Genomic DNA, 17,377 nt, shown 5'->3' on the forward strand with positions numbered 1-17,377 from the left:
GGTTACCGGTCGACGGGCTCGCGTTCCGCGTGGTCGGCGCGCAGATCGGTGATCGCGCTCTCGAAGTCCTCGAGCGAGTCGAACGCCTGATACACGCTGGCGAAGCGCAGGTAGGCCACTTCATCGAGCTCACGGAGCGGGCCGAGGATCGCCAGGCCGATCTCGTTCGTGTCGAGCTGAGAGACGCCGGTCTGCCGCACGGCCTCCTCGACGCGCTGCGCGAGGATCGCCAGGTCGGCCTCGGTGACGGGTCGCCCCTGGCACGCCTTGCGGACGCCGGAGATCACCTTCTCGCGGCTGAACGGCTCCATGACGCCCGAGCGCTTGATGACGTTGAGGCTCGCGGTCTCGGTGGTCGTGAATCGACCGCCGCACTTCGGACACTGACGACGTCGGCGGATCGAGAGCCCGTCGTCGCTCGTGCGCGAGTCGATGACACGGGAGTCCGGGTTGCGGCAGAAGGGGCAGTGCATCTGACCGATCCTACGCCGTGAAGCGCGCCTCGATCGCCTCGCCGTGCGCGGGTAGGATCTCGGTGTTCGCGAGCGCGACGACCCCCGCGCGCACGGCGGCCAAGGCCTCCCGGTCGTAGGCGATGACCTGCTGCGGGCGCAGGAACGTGTAGGCGCCGAGCCCCGGCGCGTAGCGCGCCTGGCCGCCGGTGGGCAGCACGTGGTTGCTGCCCGCCATGTAGTCGCCGAGGCTCACCGGCGTCTGATCGCCGACGAACACGGCGCCGGCGCTCGTGAACGCGGCAGCGGCGTCGTCGGCGTCGTCGAGGTGCAGTTCGAGGTGCTCGGGCGCATAGGCGTTGCTGAACGCGGTCGCCATGGCGCGGTCGTCGACCAGCACGATCGCCGACTGCGGACCGTCGAGCGCGGCGGCCACGCGCGCGGCGTGACGAGTGCGCGGCGCCAACTCGGCCACAGCGGCGACGACCCGGTCGGCGAGGTCGACCGAGTCGGTGACGAGCACGGCCGAGGCCTGCTCGTCGTGCTCGGCCTGGCTGATGAGGTCCGCGGCGATCAGCCGTGCATCGGCTGCCGCGTCGGCGACCACCAGGATCTCGGTCGCCCCGGCTTCGGAGTCCGTGCCGACGACGCCGGCGACGGCGCGTTTGGCCGAGGCGACGTAGTTGTTGCCCGGGCCGGACACGACATCGACGGGGTCGAGGCCGATGCCGCTCACACCGTGCGCGAAGGCGCCGATCGCTCCGGCACCGCCCATCGCGTAGACCTCGGTGACACCGAGCAGACCCGCGGCCGCGAGGATCGTGGGGTGGACGCGACCGTTCTGGTCGGCCTGCGGCGGAGAGGCGAGGGCGATCTGGGTGACGCCGGCGACCTGCGCGGGCACGACGTTCATGACCACGCTCGACGGGTACACGGCCTTGCCGCCGGGGATGTACACGCCGACGCGCTGCACCGGCTGCCAGCGCTGGGTGATGACGGCGCCGTCGCCGATCCGGGTCGTCTGCGGCGCGGGAACCTGCGCCGCAGACGCGAGACGCACGCGTCGGATCGCCTCCTCGAGCGCGCTGCGCACCTCGGGGGCGAGGGCGGCCAGCGCATCGTCGATGTGCGCGGCGGGAACGCGGATGTCGTGCCCCGTGACGCGGTCGAAGCGCTCGGCCTGCTCACGCAGTGCGGCGTCGCCTCGTTCCCTGACGTCGTCGACGATGCGGGCAGCGGTGTCGAGGGCCTCGGCCCTGGCCTGGGTGGCACGCGGCACGGCAGCGAGCATGTCGGCGGGCGAGAGCTCTCGCCCTCGCAGATCGATCGTGCGCACCGTCAGCCCTTCGTGATGTCGGAGATGTCGTGCAGGTACCCGATGCGGCCGTCATCGTGACGCACGACGAACGCGCCGCCGCGGTCCTCGATCACGAGTGCCCAGGCCGTCGGACCGATGCGGAAGATCGCCTCCCCGCGCTCGTCGTGCACGTCGCGCTCCGTGGGCGCGAGGATCCAGAAGGGCTGCGCGGCGGGCGCGGGCTCGCGCGGGTTCGTCGCATCGAGATCGGCGACGTCGTCAGCCGTCGCGACGGCTTCGGTCTGCGGCGCGCCGATCTCCTGCGCGGGCGCGCCGAGCATCGACTCGATGCTCCCGGTGTCGGTGGCGATGTCGGGCTCGTCGTTCCACGAGCGCCGCGAGTACGACGGCGTGTACTCCTCGTCGGACGTCGTCTGCTCGGTGCCCGTCCCGCCGCCCGATGCGTGGGACGACAGCGGCACCTGCGCCGCGAGGTCGAGGCGGGCGACCTCGTCGGTCGCCTGCTGGCCGGACAGCTCGACGTCGAGTCCGCCGGCGGGGAGGGTCGTCGGCGCATCGGCGGCGTACGCAGGGGCAGTGGGCGCGGCGCCGTCCGCCGCGGACTGCTCGGCGGGCTCGGGGACCGGACGCTCCGCACGGGGACGAGCGATCACCGGACGTGCGGGGTTCGCGTTACGGTGCGCGAGCGTCACGAGGCGCCCGTGGAAGTCTTCGGCGAGCCCCGGGATGAGCGGCGCGAAGACGGTGAGCGCGACGAGCGCCAGGCTCAGCGCGAACTGCACCCACGGCACCCACACGACAGCGGAGACACCGGTGCCGATCACGACGGCGAGGTACTCCCACAGCAACTGGGCCCACCACACCGCGGCGACCGAGAACGCGACCGAGGCGAACTGGTCGATCCCGAGGGACCCGACGCGACGGATGCCCTCCGGCGAGAAACGGCGCAGCATGAGCAGGAAGACAGCGACGGTGGGCACACCGATCGGCAGCACCCAGGAGATGCCCTGCGCCCAGAGCGCGGGTCCCCAGCCGAGCGGCACGAACGACAGGACGAACAGCACGACCCAGACGCCGAGGATGAGCAGCTCGCGCAGGGTCACACCGAGGATGCCGTACTCCGGCGTGACCTCGTCGTCGTACAGAACGCCGTCGTCGTCTGAGAAGGTCTCGTCGTCGGAGGCGACGGACGCGGCGGTCGCCCCGTCGGCATCCGCGGGATCACTGTTCAGGAAGGGGGATTCCGTGCTCATGCGTGGTCCTTTCGTCACGGTGCGGGTTCGGACGCCTCGCACCCAACGGGTCAAGATCCTACCGGGTGCCCCGGAGAGGGCGCCGGGCGCGACATCGGATGACGACGCGTCGGGGATCGTCGGCGATCGATGATCAGCCGAGGCAGGAGGGGCCGAGCAGCGACTTGAGGTCGCCGAACAGGTCGGCCGAGACCTTCACGGGCATCGGCACCTCGAACACCTTGGCCGTCCCCCCGCGATGCACGCGCAGCATGACCTCGGTCTCACCGTTGTGCCGTCGGAGGATGTCGGCGAGATCCTGCATGACCCGTTCGGTCGCCCGCTGCTCGGCGAGCACGAGCGCGAGGGGCCCCGCAGCGTCGAACGAGCCCACATCGGGTGCGAAAGCGGACTGGGCGTGCAGGTTGAGCCCGTCGTCGCGTCGGGACACCCGGCCGCGCACCGCGAGGATCGAATCCTGCTGCAGCGTGTGCTGGAACTCGGTGTAGGTCTTGCCCATGAACATGACCGTCACCTCGCCGTTGAAGTCCTCGACCGTGATCATGCCGTACGGGTTCCCGCTGGCCTTCGCGACGCGGTGCTGCACGCTCGTGACGAGTCCGGCGACCGTCACCTGGTCGCCGTCCTGCAGATCCTCCGAGTTGTTGAGGTCATGGATCGATATCGAGGCGTGCTTCGCGAGCGGAACCTCGAGCCCTGCGAGCGGGTGATCGGACACGTACAGCCCGAGCATCTCGCGCTCGAACGCGAGCTTGTCCTTCTTGATCCATTCGGGGCGGGTCGGCACCTTCGCGGGTGCGGCCTCCTCCATGCCGTCGTACAGGCTGTCGAAGTCGAACCCGATCGCTCCCTGGGCCTCGTTGCGCTTGCGGTCGACGGCTGCCTCGACGGCATCCTCGTGGATCTCCATGAGCGCACGGCGCGTGTCGCCCATCGTGTCGAACGCGCCGGCCTTGATCAGCGACTCGACGGTGCGCTTGTTCGACACGTGCAACGGAACCGTGTCGAGGAAATGATGGAACGAGGTGAACCGCTCGTCCTTGCGCGAGGCGACGATGCCGTCGACGACGTTGCTGCCGACGTTGCGCACCGCGCCCAGACCGAAGCGGATGTCGTCGCCGACGGCCGCGAAGTAGTTGATCGACTCGGAGACGTCGGGCGGCAGCACCTTGATGCCCATGCGACGGCACTCGTTGAGGTAGAGCGCCATCTTGTCTTTCGAGTCGCCCACGCTCGTGAGCAGCGCGGCCATGTATTCGGCGGGATAGTGTGCCTTCAGATAGGCGGTCCAGTACGACACGACCCCGTACGCAGCCGAGTGAGCTTTGTTGAAGGCGTAGTCGGAGAACGGCAGCAGGATCTCCCACAGCGCGTTCACGGCGCCGTCGGAATAGCCGTTCGCGTGCATCCCGGCCTGGAATCCCTCGAACTGCTTGTCGAGCTCGGACTTCTTCTTCTTGCCCATCGCGCGTCTGAGGATGTCGGCCTGTCCGAGCGAGAACCCTGCGACGCGCTGAGCGATCGCCATGACCTGCTCCTGGTAGATGATCAGGCCGTAGGACTCTTCGAGGATGTCGGCGAGCGACTCGGTGAACTCGGGGTGGATCGGCGTGATCGGCTGCGCGCCGTTCTTGCGCAGCGCGTAGTTCGTGTGCGAGTTGGCGCCCATGGGGCCGGGACGGTACAGCGCGATGAGAGCCGAGATGTCGCCGAAGTTGTCGGGCTTCATGAGGCGCATGAGTGAGCGCATCGGCCCGCCGTCGAGTTGGAACACGCCGAGCGAGTCGCCGCGGGCGAGCAGGTCGTAGGCGCCGCGGTCGTCGAGCGCGAGGTGCTCGAGATCGAGCTCCTCTCCCCTGTTCATGCGGATGTTGTCGAGTGCGTCGGAGATGATCGTGAGGTTGCGGAGCCCCAGGAAGTCCATCTTGATGAGTCCGAGCGACTCGCACGACGGGTAGTCGAACTGCGTGACGATCTGCCCGTCCTGCTCGCGGCGCATGATCGGGATGATGTCGAGCAGCGGCTCGGACGACATGATGACGCCGGCGGCGTGCACACCCCACTGGCGCTTGAGCCCCTCGAGTCCGAGCGCCCGGTCGAACACCGTCTTCGCCTCGGGGTCGGTCTCGATGAGCGCGCGGAACTCGCTCGCCTCCTTGTAGCGCTTGTGCGCGGAGTCGAACATGCCGCCGAGCTCCATGTCCTTGCCCATCACGGGCGGCGGCATGGCCTTGGTGAGGCGCTCCCCCATGCTGAACGGGAGGCCCAGCACACGGCCGGCGTCCTTGAGCGCCTGCTTGGACTTGATCGTGCCGTAGGTGACGATCTGCGCAACTCGCTCCGAGCCGTACTTCTTCGTCACGTACTCGATGACCTCGCCGCGGCGACGGTCGTCGAAGTCGACATCGAAGTCGGGCATCGAGACGCGGTCGGGGTTGAGGAACCGCTCGAAGATCAGGCCGTGCTCGAGCGGGTCGAGGTCGGTGATCTTCATGGCGTAGGCGACCATGGATCCCGCTCCGGAGCCACGCCCCGGGCCGACACGGATGCCGTTGTCTTTGGCCCAGTTGATGAAGTCGGCGACGACGAGGAAGTATCCGGGGAAGCCCATCTGCAGGATGATGCCGGTCTCGTACTCCGCCTGCTTGCGGACCTTGTCGGGGATGCCGTTCGGGTACCGGTAGTGGAGGCCGGCCTCGACCTCCTTGACGAGCCAGCTGTCTTCGGTCTCGCCGTCGGGCACCGGGAAGCGCGGCATGTAGTTGGCGGCGGTGTTGAACTCCACCTCGCAGCGCTCGGCGATCAGGAGTGTGTTGTCGCACGCCTCGGGGTGATCGCGGAAGAGCTGGCGCATCTCGGCGGCCGTCTTGATGTAGTAGCCGTCGCCGTCGAACTTGAAGCGATTCGGGTCGTCGAGCGTCGAGCCGGACTGCACGCACAGGAGCGCCTCGTGCGCGTCGGCCTCGTGCTGGTGGGTGTAGTGCGAATCGTTCGTGCCGACGAGCGGGATGTTCAGATCCTTGGCGAGCCGGATGAGATCGGACATCACGCGGCGCTCGATCGAGAGACCGTGGTCCATGATCTCGGCGAAGTAGTTCTCCTTGCCGAACAGATCCTGGAACTCCGCCGCGGCCGCGCGCGCCGCGTCGTATTGCCCGAGACGAAGCCTGGTCTGGATCTCACCGGAGGGGCAGCCGGTCGTGGCGATCAGGCCCTTGCCGTACGTCTGCAGGAGTTCGCGGTCCATGCGGGGCTTGAAGTAGTAGCCCTCCATGCTCGACAGCGAGCTGAGTCGGAACAGGTTGTGCATGCCCTGCGTCGTCTCGCTCCACATGGTCATGTGGGTGTACGCGCCGGAACCCGAGACGTCGTCGCTCTTCTGATCGGGCGATCCCCACTGCACACGGGTCTTGTCGCTGCGGTGGGTTCCCGGGGTCACATACGCCTCGAGGCCGATGATGGGCTTCACACCCGCGGCGTTCGCCGCCTTGTAGAACTCGAAGGCCGCGAACGTGTTGCCGTGGTCGGTCACGGCGATCGCCGGCATGTCGTAGTCGGCGGCCGCCTGGGTCATCGACGCGATCTTCGCCGCACCGTCGAGCATCGAGTACTCGCTGTGCACGTGCAGGTGGACGAAGGAGTCGGAGGCCATGCTCCGAGTCTACTTTCGGCCTCGGACATCGGGACCCGACGAGCATGCTTGAGCGACCGAGCGCATCTCACCGCAGATCGAGCCGCATGAGCACCCTCGGGAAGCCGTTCAGGACGGACTCCGTATCGGCGGCCTTCGTGAATCCGGCCCGCTCGAACATCGCGCGTGTCCCCACGTACGCCATCGTCAGATCGACCTTCTCGCCGCGGTTGTCGACCGGGTAGGCCTCCACTGCGGGGGCCCCGCGGTCGCGTGCGTAGGCGACCGCGCCATCGACCAGCGCGTGCGTGATGCCCTTCTTGCGGTGCCCCGGGCGCACGCGCAGGCACCAGAGCGACCAGACGTCGAGGTCGTCGACGTGTGGGATCGATCTGTTCGTCGCGAAGCTGGTGGCGCTGCGCGGATGCAGCGCAGCCCAGCCGACCGGCTCGTCATCGAGATACGCGATCACACCCGGCGGCGGGTCCTCCCGGCAGAGCTCGCGCACCCGTTCACCTCGTGCGGGGCCGGTGAGGGACCGGTTCTCCTTGCTGCCGACGCGATAGCTCAGGCAGAAGCACACGTTCGACGTCGGCTTCTTCGGTCCGACGAGCACGGCGACGTCGTCGTACTCCGTCGCGGGCCTGACCTCGATGCTCATGCGCCCAGTCTGCTCCACCCCGCCGACATCCGCCGCTAGTCGAGCTCGACGATCCGCTGGTCCGTGTTCGAGTAGGTGATCGAGTCGGCGGTGCTGCCCACCAGGCCCATCGTGACGTTCAGCAGGCCCGGCTCGATGTCGGTGAGCGGCGGCGGCGTGTCGAGGCCGATCGTGAGGGGCTCACCCCCGAGCGCGGACGCGCTCACAGACCCCAGGTACACGCTCACGTGTCCCTGCAGCGACATCGTGTCGGCCGTGGTCACGAGCCCCGGGCCGTCGGGCGGTCGCACCGTGAGCGAGAACCCGTCGATCGTGATCGTGTCGGCCGTGATCTTGAGCACGCGGACTCCCGCGCCGTCCACGGTCGGGACCGTGACGATCGAGATGCCGGACAGTCCTGTGAACGACAACGACTCGGATCCCATCGCTGCGGGCGTTCCGGTGAACACGGGCGCCGCGTCGTCGACCGGCGCAGGCACCGGCTCCACGGGCGCCGGCGCCACGGGCGCGACGGGATCCGCGGGCAACAGCGGATCGACCGGACTCGTCGGATCTGCGGGATCCGTCGGGGCGGGACTCTCCGATGGTGCGCCGGGCTCGGGCTCGGGGTCAGGGCAGTAGATCAGTGGGATGCAGAATCCCTCGTGCGGACGCGGAGCCGCCGCTCCCACCGCCATCGGTGTCACGAGGAGCGCGACGACGACGGCGACGGCACTGAGGTGCGGGCGCCGGTTCACGTCGCGGCCGGCTCGTCGTCGACCGGCTCCCGCTGACGGTCCCTGGGCGCCATCCACGCGACGACGAGGACGCCGCCGACCGCGGTGAGCAGCATCCCGATGAGGAACCCGCCGAGGTTGACGCCGATCAGCGAGTACAGGCCGACCGCGAGGGCGATCACGCCGTAGAACACGTGATGCGCGGGCATCGTGATCGCCAGGATGCCGAGAAGCACGAGGACGACCGGGATCACCGTCGCCTGCAGCCCCTCGATCCCGAGCTGCACGTGCAGGTGCCCGAGGTCGAGCTGGCCGGAGAAGAACATCTCGACGCCGCCGAGCGCCACCAGGATGCCGCCCACGAAGGGACGCTGCCGACGCCAGGAGCGGAAGCCTCCCGGCGCCCGTTCGACCACCTCGGAGCGTTCCGTCACCGCCTCGTCCCCGTTCAGAAGCATCCCTGCGAGCCGTCCGTGAGCTCGAGCGACATCCCCTTCAGCGTGAAGACGGACGCCTGCGTGCTCCAGGCCGTCTGCTGCAGGTTCGAGATCGAGATCGTGTCGGAGTCCTGCGCGAAGTCGCCGGCGGCGCCCTTCGCCTCGGTGTTCACGGTGGAGGCGTCGACGCCGATGCGGATGCCGCCGAAGGAGGCGTCGCCGCGCAGCCCGGTCATCCCGATCTGCAGGTCGCTCGCGGTGGCCGGTTCGCCGTCACCGCCGGCCTTGATGAGGATGCCCACGGTGCCGAGCGGCGTCTCGGTGATCACCGACTGGCACAGGTCGCTGAGCTCTGCGCTCTTGATGTTCGCGATCGCCACGGTGTGCTCGACGCCCTCGGTGTCGGTGGCCACGCCCGCGTACTGGGAGAACCCGGTGCCCTCGAGCTGACTCGCCCCGATCTGGAACTGGCTGCCCGAGACCGCGAACGACACGGGGACGGCGCCCTGCGCGACTCCTCCGAGCAGTACGGCGGCCACGATGCCCACCGGGACGGCGGCGAGTGTGAGGCGTCCGGCACGCGACGACGTCGCGGCGGACAGGACTGCGGTCGGCTTCGGGAACTTCATCGATCCTCCTCCTGCGGGCGGACGACTCCGTCCGCACGACGTTCCGATCCTATGCTTTATTGATTCAGAGTCAATACCTGCACTCGTTAGGCTTCACACATGTCGTCCGAGCGCCGTTCCCGCCTGTCACCGGAGGAACGACGCGCCCAGCTCGTCGCGATCGGCGTGCGCTTCCTCGTCGACCATCCGCTCGACGAGCTCACGATCGACGAGCTCGCCCGCCAGGCCGGTGTATCGCGCGCCCTGATCTTCCACTACTTCGAGAGCCGCCACGGCGTCGAGCGCGCGATCGTCACGACCGCCAGAGACAGCCTGCTCCTCGCCACCGAGCCCCGACTCGACCTGCCGCCGCGCGAGCGGATCAGGGACACCCTGCTGCGGATAGTCCGGTTCGTGCGCGACCACAGCGGGACGTTCTCGTCGCTCGTCCGCGGCGTCGCGAGCGGCGATCCCGCGGTGCGGGCGATCGTCGACGAGTCCCGTGAACGCAATGCGCTCCGGCTGCGGGAGGCCTTCGAAGAGCTCGGAGTCCCGAACGAAACCGCCCTGCGCGTGGCGCTGCGCGCCTGGGTGTCGTTCACCGAGGAGGCGCTGCTCGAACTCGTGGTCGATCGTCAGGTCGACGATGATGCCGTGGTCGACTTCCTCGAGAAGACTCTCGACGGCGTCGTGGCCGCCGCGACCGACGCGCGCTTCTGACGCGAGCGCAGACGGTCAGTCGCCGCGGAGCACGTCGAGAGCGTGCTGGAAGTCCGCCGGGTACGGCGACTCGAACTGCACCCACTCCCCCGTCGCCGGGTGCGTGAACGCGAGCTGGTGCGCGTGCAGCCACTGCCGGGTGAGTCCCAGGCGCGCCGACAAGGTCGGGTCTGCGCCGTACAGCGGATCCCCGACGCACGGATGCCGGTGCGCGGCCATGTGCACGCGGATCTGGTGGGTGCGTCCGGTCTCGAGATGGATCTCGAGCAGCGACGCCCCGGGAAAGGCCTCGAGAGTCTCGTAGTGCGTGACCGACGGCTTGCCGTCCGGGACGACCGCGAACTTCCAGGAGTGACCGGGGTGGCGGCCGATCGGTGCGTCGATGGTGCCCGCCAGCGGGTCGGGGTGCCCCTGCACGACCGCGTGGTAGATCTTCTCGACCGTGCGCTCCTTGAACGCGTGCTTGAGGGCCGTGTAGGCCGACTCCGTCTTCGCGACGACCATCAGACCGCTGGTGCCGACGTCGAGGCGGTGCACGACCCCCTGTCGTTCGGGCGCGCCGCTCGTCGCGATGCGGAACCCTGCGGCGGCGAGAGCCCCGACGACCGTGGGCCCTTCCCAGCCGAGCGAGGGATGCGCGGCGACGCCCGTGGGCTTGTCGACCACGACGATGTCGTCGTCGTCGTGCACGATCCCGAGTTCCGGGACAGCGATCGGGATGATCCGCGGCTCTTCCTTCGGCTGCCACTCCACGTCGAGCCACCCTCCGCCGCGCAGGCGGTCGGACTTGTCGAGCACGACGCCGTCCAACCGCACGCCTCCGGCTGCGGCGACCTCCGCGGCGAACGTCCGGGAGAAGCCGAGCATCTTGGCGATGGCGGCGTCGACGCGCACGCCCTCGAGCCCGTCGGGGACGGGGAGCGAGCGGGACTCCACGATCAGCGCCCGTCCGAGGTCGGCGCCCCGGCGGGTGTCTCCGGCTCGTCGTCGGCAGAGACGGGAGCATCGGCCACGGCCAGGTCGTCACGTGCCGAATGTGATTCCTGCTCCTCCGCGACCGCGGCAGCCTCGGCATCCTCGTCGTTCTCGACGACCGCGTGCTCGTGGTCGCGCTCACGCGTGCCGTCGAACCGCAGACCGAAGACCACGAGGAGGGCGACCGAGATCATGCCCGAGACGATGAACACGTCGGCGATGTTGAAGATCGCCGGGAGCATCCACGGCATCGAGATCATGTCGACGACGTGACCGACCGCGAAACCCGGCTCACGGAACAGTCTGTCGCCGAGGTTGCCGAGGACACCGCCGAGCAGACCTCCGAGCACCACGGCCCACAGACGCGAGCGGAGACCGAAGGCCTTCCAGACGATGATGACCGCGACGACCGCGAGCGCGATCGTGAAGATCCAGGTGACGTCGGAACCGAGCGAGAAGGCCGCTCCGGGGTTGCGCACGTAGTACAGCTGGAGGAACTCGCCGAGCACGGGCACCGGCTCCTGCAGGGGCAGGTGCTCGATCGTGAGGTACTTCACATACTGATCGGCGGCCAGCACGAGCGCTGCGATGATCGCAACGATCGCACCGGCCGCCGACCGACGAAGAGGAGGGCGTCCTGGCAAAAGGACGACCTACAGACCGATCGCGGAGACCGGGGTCGAGTCCGTCGACGCCGACTTCTCGTCGAGGTCGCGGAGCTGTCCCTCGATGTAGCCGCGCAGCTGCGAGCGGTAGTCGCGCTCGAAGTTGCGGAGCTCGGTGATGCGAGCCTCGAGCGTGTTGCGCTCGCGCTCGAGTCGCGCGGACTCCTCGCGCTGCTTGGCCTCGGCCTCGGTACGGATGCGCGTGACCTCGCCCTCGGCGTCGGCGATGAGCTGGGCGCGCTTGGCCTCACCCTCGGCGACGTGCTCGTCGTGCAGGCGCTGCGCGAGCTCGATGATCCCGGCGGTCGCGGTGGCGGAACCCGACGGTGCGGGCTCGGCCGGAGCCTCGGCGACGGGAGCGGGCGCCTCGACGACCGGAGCGGCCGGGGCAGCGGGGGCGGCGGCGGCAGGTGCCTCGCCGGACTCGAACGCGGCCAGCTTGGCCTTCAGCTCGGTGTTCTCCTCGAGGGCCTTGCGCCACTCGATGACGATCTCGTCGAGGAAGTCGTCGACCTCGTCCGGGTCGAATCCGTCCTTGAAGCGGACGTGCTGGAACTGCTTGGTGACGACGTCATCCGGGGTAAGTGCCATGGTGGCTCCTTCGATGAGTTCGGTTGCCAGTTTCGAGAATGGCGTGGTCGTGATGTGGCGCGAACCCGGGGCGCGCACCTGGGAGCCAAGCATAGTCCCCGAGCCTGGTCGCCGCGATGCCGCGACACCCGGTCGCCGGGAACTCCCGGCGTGTCAGCGGAAGATCCCCACGATGTTCATGAGGATCAGGACGATCAGGATCGTCAGCGAGAACCCGAAGTCCAGCGACAGCGATCCGATGCGCAGCGGAGGGATGAGCCGCCGGAAGAACCGGACCGGCGGGTCGGTGACCGTGTACACGACCTCCGCGGCGACGAGGCCGGCGCCCTTGGGGCGCCACTCACGGTTGAACAGCGGGATGTAGTCGAGGATCAGCCGTGCGAAGAGGACGAGCAGATACAGCAGCAGCGCCGTGTGGACGATGCTCGCGATGACGGAGACGAGCCCCACGGGTTACGACTGGTCGAAGCCCGCGGACTCGGCGTCCGCGTGCGCGATGCCGCCGTGGCCCGAGACGGCGATGTTCTCCGGAGAGAGCAGGAACACCTTCGAGGTCACGCGCTCGATACGGCCGTAGAGGCCGAGGGAGAGCCCGGATGCGAAGTCGATCAGGCGTCGCGCGTCGGCGTCGCTCATCTGCGACAGGTTGATGATGACCGGCACGCCCTCGCGGAAGCTCTCGGCGATGAGCTGGGCATCGCGGTACTGCTTGGGGTGCACGGTGAGGATCTCGTTCACGGCCCCTCCTGCGGGCTGACGCACGGCGACGGGACGACGCAGCGGGGTGATCGGCGCGGGCGCCGGCTCTTCACGGTCGCGGTCGCGATCACGGTGGGCACGGGCCGGAGCCTGCTGCTCCTCCTCGTAGACCTCTTCCTCGTCGGCGAGGCCGAGGTACACCATGGTCTTCTTCAGCGGGTTACCCATCGTGTCCTCCGGTTCGAACGTGTCGGGCTGGTCTGGTTAGAGGTTAACCCCGGTCGGGGCGGGGTCCGGTGATTGCCGACCCGATGCGAAGGTGTGTCGCACCGGCGGCGATCGCCTCGACGAAGTCGCCGGTCATCCCGGCGGAGATCCAGTCGGCGGTCGGATCGACTTCTCGGATCTGCTCAGAGATGCCGCGCAGGCGAGCGAACGCCGGCGCCGGGTCTTCGTCGAGAGGAGCCACGGCCATGACGCCGCGCAGACGCAACGAGGGAAGCTCGAGGATGTGCTCGGCGAGCGCTCGAGCCTCTGCGGGCGCGACTCCCCCGCGGCCCGGGTCATCGGTGAGATTGACCTGCACGGTCACGTCGAGGACGTCGTCCCCCTCGGCGGCGCGGTGCAACGCAACGGCGAGCCGATCCCGATCGACCGAGTGCACGGCATCCGCGCTCCGTCGGATCGCTGCGGCCTTGTTGGTCTGCGCCTGACCGATGAAGTGCCAGCGCACGTCGACGTCGCCGAGTGCGGCCGTCTTGGCCGAGAGCTCCTGCTGCCGGTTCTCCCCCACGTCGCGCACGCCCAGCTCCGAGAGCTCGCGCACGAGCGACGCGGGGTGGAACTTCGTCACGACGATCCGGGTGATCCCGGCGGGATCGCGCCCGGCGAGGCGCGCGGCGTCGGCGATGCGATCGTCGATCGCCGACAGCCGCGCGGCCAGCTCGGTCACTTGAGGAATTCGGGGATGTCGATGTCGTCGTCGGCGAACGCCGGCTCGATGCTCGTCGCGGTCACGCGCTGCGGCGACTGCTCGGTCTTCTCCGGGGACTCGGATGCCGCGGGCGCTGCGTCCTCCTCGGTGGAGAGCGACACCTCGGGCAGCGTGCTCGCCGCCGCGGGGCGCGTGACGACCATCGGGTCGAGACGCAGCGACGGCTCGCCGCCGTCGAAGCCCGCGGCGATCACCGTGACCCGCACCTCGTCGCCGAGCGTGTCGTCGATGACCGTTCCGAAGATGATGTTGGCCTCCGGGTGCGCGGCCTCCTTGACGAGGTCGGCGGCGTCGTGGATCTCGAAGATGCCGAGGTTCGACCCGCCCTGGATCGAGAGCAGCACACCGTGCGCGCCTTCGATCGATGCCTCGAGCAGCGGGGACTCGACCGCGAGCTCCGCGGCCTTGATCGCCCGGTCGGCGCCGCGCGCGGAACCGATGCCCATGAGCGCGGAGCCGGCGCCCTGCATGACCGACTTGACGTCGGCGAAGTCGAGGTTGATGAGACCCGGCGTCGTGATGAGGTCGGTGATGCCCTGCACACCGGCGAGGAGCACCTGGTCGGCCGTCGCGAACGCCTCGATCATGGAGATGCCGCGGTCGCTGATCTCGAGCAGACGGTCGTTCGGCACCACGATGAGGGTGTCGACCTCTTCCTTGAGCTTCGAGACGCCGGCCTCGGCCTGGCTCTGACGGCGGCGACCCTCGAAGGAGAAGGGCTTCGTGACGACACCGATGGTCAGCGCGCCGATCGACTTCGCGATGCGGGCGACCACGGGTGCGCCGCCGGTGCCGGTGCCGCCTCCCTCGCCCGCCGTGACGAAGACCATGTCGGCACCGGTGAGCGCCTGCTCGATCTCCTCGGCGTGGTCCTCGGCCGCTCGGCGCCCGACCTCGGGGTCGGCGCCGGCTCCGAGACCGCGGGTGAGTTCGCGGCCCACGTCGAGCTTGACGTCGGCGTCGCTCATGAGCAGCGCCTGCGCGTCGGTGTTGACGGCGATGAACTCGACTCCGCGGAGGCCGAGCTCGATCATGCGGTTGACGGCGTTGACGCCGCCACCGCCGACGCCGACGACCTTGATCACGGCGAGGTAGTTCTGGTTCTGGCTCATGGCCGGCCTCCGAAAGAATCGAGCCTGTCTTGTGGTGTCCACCGGCCGGGCTAAACCTTAAACCTCAACTAGAGGTGTAATGTATTTCCCGGTATCGGTTTCTCTTGTTCGAAGGTAAGCGCCGCGCGCACGCGCGGACGCAGCGACACGGGCGTGTCGTCGGTTTGCCGTCGGATCCGCTGCCGACCGTCGCAGAACAGCCGCCGAAGAGGTCAGCCGATCACCACGGTGTCCGGCGAGGTCACGTCGATCGTCGATGCCCCCGGTGCTGCGAGCAGGGCCTTGGTGAGCACCTCGCTCTTCTGCGCCGAGCGCTCCGAGCTCCCCCAGACGATCGTGAGCCCCGTGCTCAGGGTCAGCGTCACGTCATCGGCGGTCGTGGCCGTGACGGTGGTGAGCGCCGCCCGTACGTCGGGAGACACCGATCGCACGACCAGGCCCGCGCTCTCGAAGGCTGCCGATCCGGTTCCGCCGGCGATGTCGAGCAGCGGCTGACCGGCCGGTTGATCCGACGTGGTCGAGAGGGCGACGCCCGCGGCGTCGACGACCGTGTAGCCCGCGTCCGAGCGGATCACGCCGACCGGAGTGCGCTCCACGATCCGCACCGTGAGATCGTGGGGCGGCTTGGCCTCGAGCGCATACGTCTCGATCAGCGGGAAGGCGAGCAGCGCCGCCTTGACCTCGCTGGAGTCGACGAGGGCGAGCGGAGTGCCGAGCTGAGCTGCCAGCGCGGTCTCGACAGCCGACGCATCCAGCGTCGTCGCGCCGACGACCGTGATCCGCTCCACCGCGAACAGCGGACTGTAGGCGGCTGCGACGCTGCCACCGATCAGCAGCACCGCCCCTCCCAGCGCGCTCAGCCAGACGATGCGGCGACGGCGGGAGCGCTGCGTGAACCGGCGGATCTCGGCACGGAGCGCTTTGCGCCGAGCGCGAGCAGCCCGCCAGACGTCCCTGGTCGACATCGGACGTTCGCCCTGGGCATCGTCCGATGTCCCGTCGACGGTCGGCGGCGACGTCGCCTGTCCGGCATCCGCGTCTCCCCCGCGCGATGCCGAGCGGGTCGCACTCGCGCTCGCGCCCTCCGTCGCGCCCGCAGGCGTCGTGGGGAGCGGCGGCGGTCTGCGCATCGCTACGCCCCGGTCGTCCGCAGCGACTCGAGCACCTGCGGGATGATCTGGTAGACGTTTCCGCAGCCGAGCGTCACGACGAAGTCGCCGTCGCGCGCGACCGAGGCCGTGTAGTCGGCGGCCTGCTGCCAGTCGGCGACGTAGTGCACGTGCGACGGATTCTGGAACGCGCCGCTCACGAGCTCGCCCGTGACACCGGGCACCGGATCCTCCCGAGCGCCGTACACGTCGAGCATGACGGTGTGATCGGCATAGGTCTCGAGGACATCGGCGAACTCGCGGTACATGTGCTGCGTGCGCGAGTACGTGTGCGGCTGCTGGATCGCGATGACCCGACCGGATCCCGCGATCGAACGCATCGCCTCGAGCGCCGCACGCACCTCGGTGGGATGGTGGGAGTAGTCGTCGTACACCGTGACGCCGCGCTCGACGCCGTGCTGCTCCAGTCGGCGCACGGTGCCGGCGAACCCCTCGACCGCGGTCACGGACTCGGCGAGTCCGAAACCGAGGGAGATCAGCACCGCGACCGCGCCGGCCGCATTGATCGCGTTGTGCACGCCGGGGACCGCGAGCTGCAGGGGCACGCTGACGTCACCGTGCGTGAGGGTCGCCGACACCGGTCCCGAGGCGACGACGTCGGTGAGCCGCACGTCGGCGCCCTCGGCCTGCCCGAAGGTGAGGACGCGAGGATGCGAGAGCGCGGCGCCGACCCGGAGCGCACCCAGGTCGTCGCTCGAGATCACGACGGCCTCCGACGCCGCATCCGCGAACCGCACGAAGGCGTCGTGGAAGGCCTCGTCAGAGCCGTAGTGGTCGAGGTGGTCGGGGTCGACGTTGGTGATCAGCGCGACCGCCGTGTCGTACAGCAGGAACGTGCCGTCGGACTCGTCGGCCTCGATCACGAAGAGCTCGCCCGTGCCGGTGGCACTCGACGTGCCGAGCTGCTCGATCACGCCGCCGTTGACGAAGTTCGGGTCGGCGCCCAGCGCCTGCAGCGCCGTCACGATCATGCCGGTCGACGTCGTCTTGCCGTGCGCGCCGGCGACCGAGACGAGTCGCCGCGATCCGACGAGCCAGTGCAGCGCCTGCGAGCGGTGGATGACGTGCAGCCCGCGCTCCTTGGCCGTGACGAACTCCGGGTTCTCGGGCCAGATCGCACCGGTGTGCACGACCGTGTCGGCATCGCCCAGGTGCGCGGCGTCATGGCCCACGTGCACGGTCGCTCCCGCGGCCGCGAGGGCGCGCAGGTTGTCGCTGTCGGCTCGGTCGCTGCCGGAGACGCGGATGCCGGCATCCAGGAACATCCGGGCCAGGCCGCTCATGCCGGAACCGCCGATGCCGATGAAGTGCGCCGAGGAGATCGACTCGGGGATCGGGAGGGAGAGGTCAGGTCTGATCATGTCGTCTTCAGTCTA

18 protein-coding genes are annotated in these 17,377 nt (G+C 69.2%); 1 reads left to right on the plus strand and 17 read right to left on the minus strand.

What is annotated here, in order from left to right:
* Positions 1 to 2: 2 nt before the first annotated feature.
* The 8 genes from nrdR to ACIPYT_RS16490 all read right to left on the minus strand — a co-directional run bounded on the left by nrdR (position 3) and on the right by ACIPYT_RS16490 (position 9,097).
* A complete protein-coding gene (gene nrdR / locus ACIPYT_RS16455) occupies positions 3 to 473 on the minus strand; it encodes a transcriptional regulator NrdR (protein ID WP_401076694.1) in 471 nt (156 codons plus the stop codon).
* 10 nt (positions 474 to 483) lie between these two features.
* Positions 484 to 1,788, minus strand: a complete 1,305-nt coding sequence (hisD, locus tag ACIPYT_RS16460) for a histidinol dehydrogenase (RefSeq protein ID WP_401076696.1) — start codon at positions 1,786 to 1,788, stop codon at positions 484 to 486.
* Positions 1,789 to 1,790: 2 nt separating this feature from the next.
* Positions 1,791 to 3,023: a hypothetical protein gene (locus ACIPYT_RS16465; RefSeq protein WP_401076699.1), complete on the minus strand. Its 1,233-nt coding sequence runs from the start codon at positions 3,021 to 3,023 to the stop codon at positions 1,791 to 1,793.
* Between the two features lie 133 nt (positions 3,024 to 3,156).
* Entirely contained in the window at positions 3,157 to 6,675 is a 3,519-nt protein-coding gene (dnaE, locus tag ACIPYT_RS16470; protein WP_401076701.1) for a DNA polymerase III subunit alpha, read from the minus strand.
* Positions 6,676 to 6,742: 67 nt separating this feature from the next.
* Positions 6,743 to 7,315 carry a GNAT family N-acetyltransferase gene (locus ACIPYT_RS16475; RefSeq protein ID WP_401076704.1) on the minus strand — a complete coding sequence of 191 codons (573 nt, stop codon included), beginning with the start codon at positions 7,313 to 7,315 and terminating at the stop codon, positions 6,743 to 6,745.
* Between the two features lie 35 nt (positions 7,316 to 7,350).
* The gene (locus tag ACIPYT_RS16480; protein ID WP_401076707.1) at positions 7,351 to 8,052 is read right to left on the minus strand and encodes a hypothetical protein; all 702 of its coding nucleotides are present in this window, start codon (positions 8,050 to 8,052) and stop codon (positions 7,351 to 7,353) included.
* Positions 8,049 to 8,489, minus strand: a complete 441-nt coding sequence (locus tag ACIPYT_RS16485) for a DUF6114 domain-containing protein (RefSeq protein WP_401076710.1) — start codon at positions 8,487 to 8,489, stop codon at positions 8,049 to 8,051. The genes ACIPYT_RS16480 and ACIPYT_RS16485 overlap by 4 nt, the downstream gene beginning before the upstream one ends.
* Complete coding sequence (locus tag ACIPYT_RS16490) at positions 8,480 to 9,097, minus strand: DUF6230 family protein (RefSeq protein WP_401076713.1); 618 nt, start codon at positions 9,095 to 9,097, stop codon at positions 8,480 to 8,482. The genes ACIPYT_RS16485 and ACIPYT_RS16490 overlap by 10 nt, the downstream gene beginning before the upstream one ends.
* Positions 9,098 to 9,196: 99 nt before the next feature.
* Here ACIPYT_RS16490 and ACIPYT_RS16495 point away from each other — a divergent pair, with 99 nt between their 5' ends.
* Positions 9,197 to 9,796 carry a TetR/AcrR family transcriptional regulator gene (locus ACIPYT_RS16495; protein WP_401076715.1) on the plus strand — a complete coding sequence of 200 codons (600 nt, stop codon included), beginning with the start codon at positions 9,197 to 9,199 and terminating at the stop codon, positions 9,794 to 9,796.
* Positions 9,797 to 9,811: 15 nt separating this feature from the next.
* On the opposite strand, the gene ACIPYT_RS16500 is transcribed toward ACIPYT_RS16495, so the two are convergent.
* The 9 genes from ACIPYT_RS16500 to murC form a co-directional block, all read right to left on the minus strand.
* Entirely contained in the window at positions 9,812 to 10,732 is a 921-nt protein-coding gene (locus ACIPYT_RS16500; RefSeq protein WP_401076718.1) for an RluA family pseudouridine synthase, read from the minus strand.
* 2 nt (positions 10,733 to 10,734) lie between these two features.
* Positions 10,735 to 11,349 carry a signal peptidase II gene (lspA, locus tag ACIPYT_RS16505; protein WP_401076721.1) on the minus strand — a complete coding sequence of 205 codons (615 nt, stop codon included), beginning with the start codon at positions 11,347 to 11,349 and terminating at the stop codon, positions 10,735 to 10,737.
* A 75-nt stretch (positions 11,350 to 11,424) separates the two neighbouring features.
* A complete protein-coding gene (locus ACIPYT_RS16510) occupies positions 11,425 to 12,027 on the minus strand; it encodes a DivIVA domain-containing protein (protein ID WP_401076724.1) in 603 nt (200 codons plus the stop codon).
* A 153-nt stretch (positions 12,028 to 12,180) separates the two neighbouring features.
* The gene (locus tag ACIPYT_RS16515) at positions 12,181 to 12,477 is read right to left on the minus strand and encodes a YggT family protein (protein ID WP_401076726.1); all 297 of its coding nucleotides are present in this window, start codon (positions 12,475 to 12,477) and stop codon (positions 12,181 to 12,183) included.
* A gap of 3 nt (positions 12,478 to 12,480) precedes the next feature.
* A complete protein-coding gene (locus ACIPYT_RS16520) occupies positions 12,481 to 12,954 on the minus strand; it encodes a cell division protein SepF (RefSeq protein WP_401076729.1) in 474 nt (157 codons plus the stop codon).
* A gap of 43 nt (positions 12,955 to 12,997) precedes the next feature.
* On the minus strand, positions 12,998 to 13,678 hold the full coding sequence (locus tag ACIPYT_RS16525; protein WP_401076731.1) for a YggS family pyridoxal phosphate-dependent enzyme: 681 nt from the start codon (positions 13,676 to 13,678) through the stop codon (positions 12,998 to 13,000).
* Positions 13,675 to 14,832 (minus strand): cell division protein FtsZ, encoded by a 1,158-nt coding sequence (gene ftsZ / locus ACIPYT_RS16530; protein ID WP_401076734.1) that lies wholly within the window; start codon positions 14,830 to 14,832, stop codon positions 13,675 to 13,677. Before ftsZ ends, ACIPYT_RS16525 begins: the two co-directional genes overlap by 4 nt.
* Before the next feature lie 212 nt (positions 14,833 to 15,044).
* Positions 15,045 to 15,962: an FtsQ-type POTRA domain-containing protein gene (locus ACIPYT_RS16535; protein ID WP_401076736.1), complete on the minus strand. Its 918-nt coding sequence runs from the start codon at positions 15,960 to 15,962 to the stop codon at positions 15,045 to 15,047.
* 2 nt (positions 15,963 to 15,964) lie between these two features.
* Positions 15,965 to 17,362, minus strand: coding sequence for a UDP-N-acetylmuramate--L-alanine ligase (murC, locus tag ACIPYT_RS16540; protein ID WP_401076738.1), 1,398 nt, complete (start codon positions 17,360 to 17,362; stop codon positions 15,965 to 15,967).
* Between the last annotated feature and the right edge of the window lie 15 nt (positions 17,363 to 17,377).

Origin of the sequence: Microbacterium sp. NPDC089695 (assembly GCF_044749085.1) — a bacterium.
In the GTDB taxonomy this organism is placed as follows: domain Bacteria; phylum Actinomycetota; class Actinomycetes; order Actinomycetales; family Microbacteriaceae; genus Microbacterium.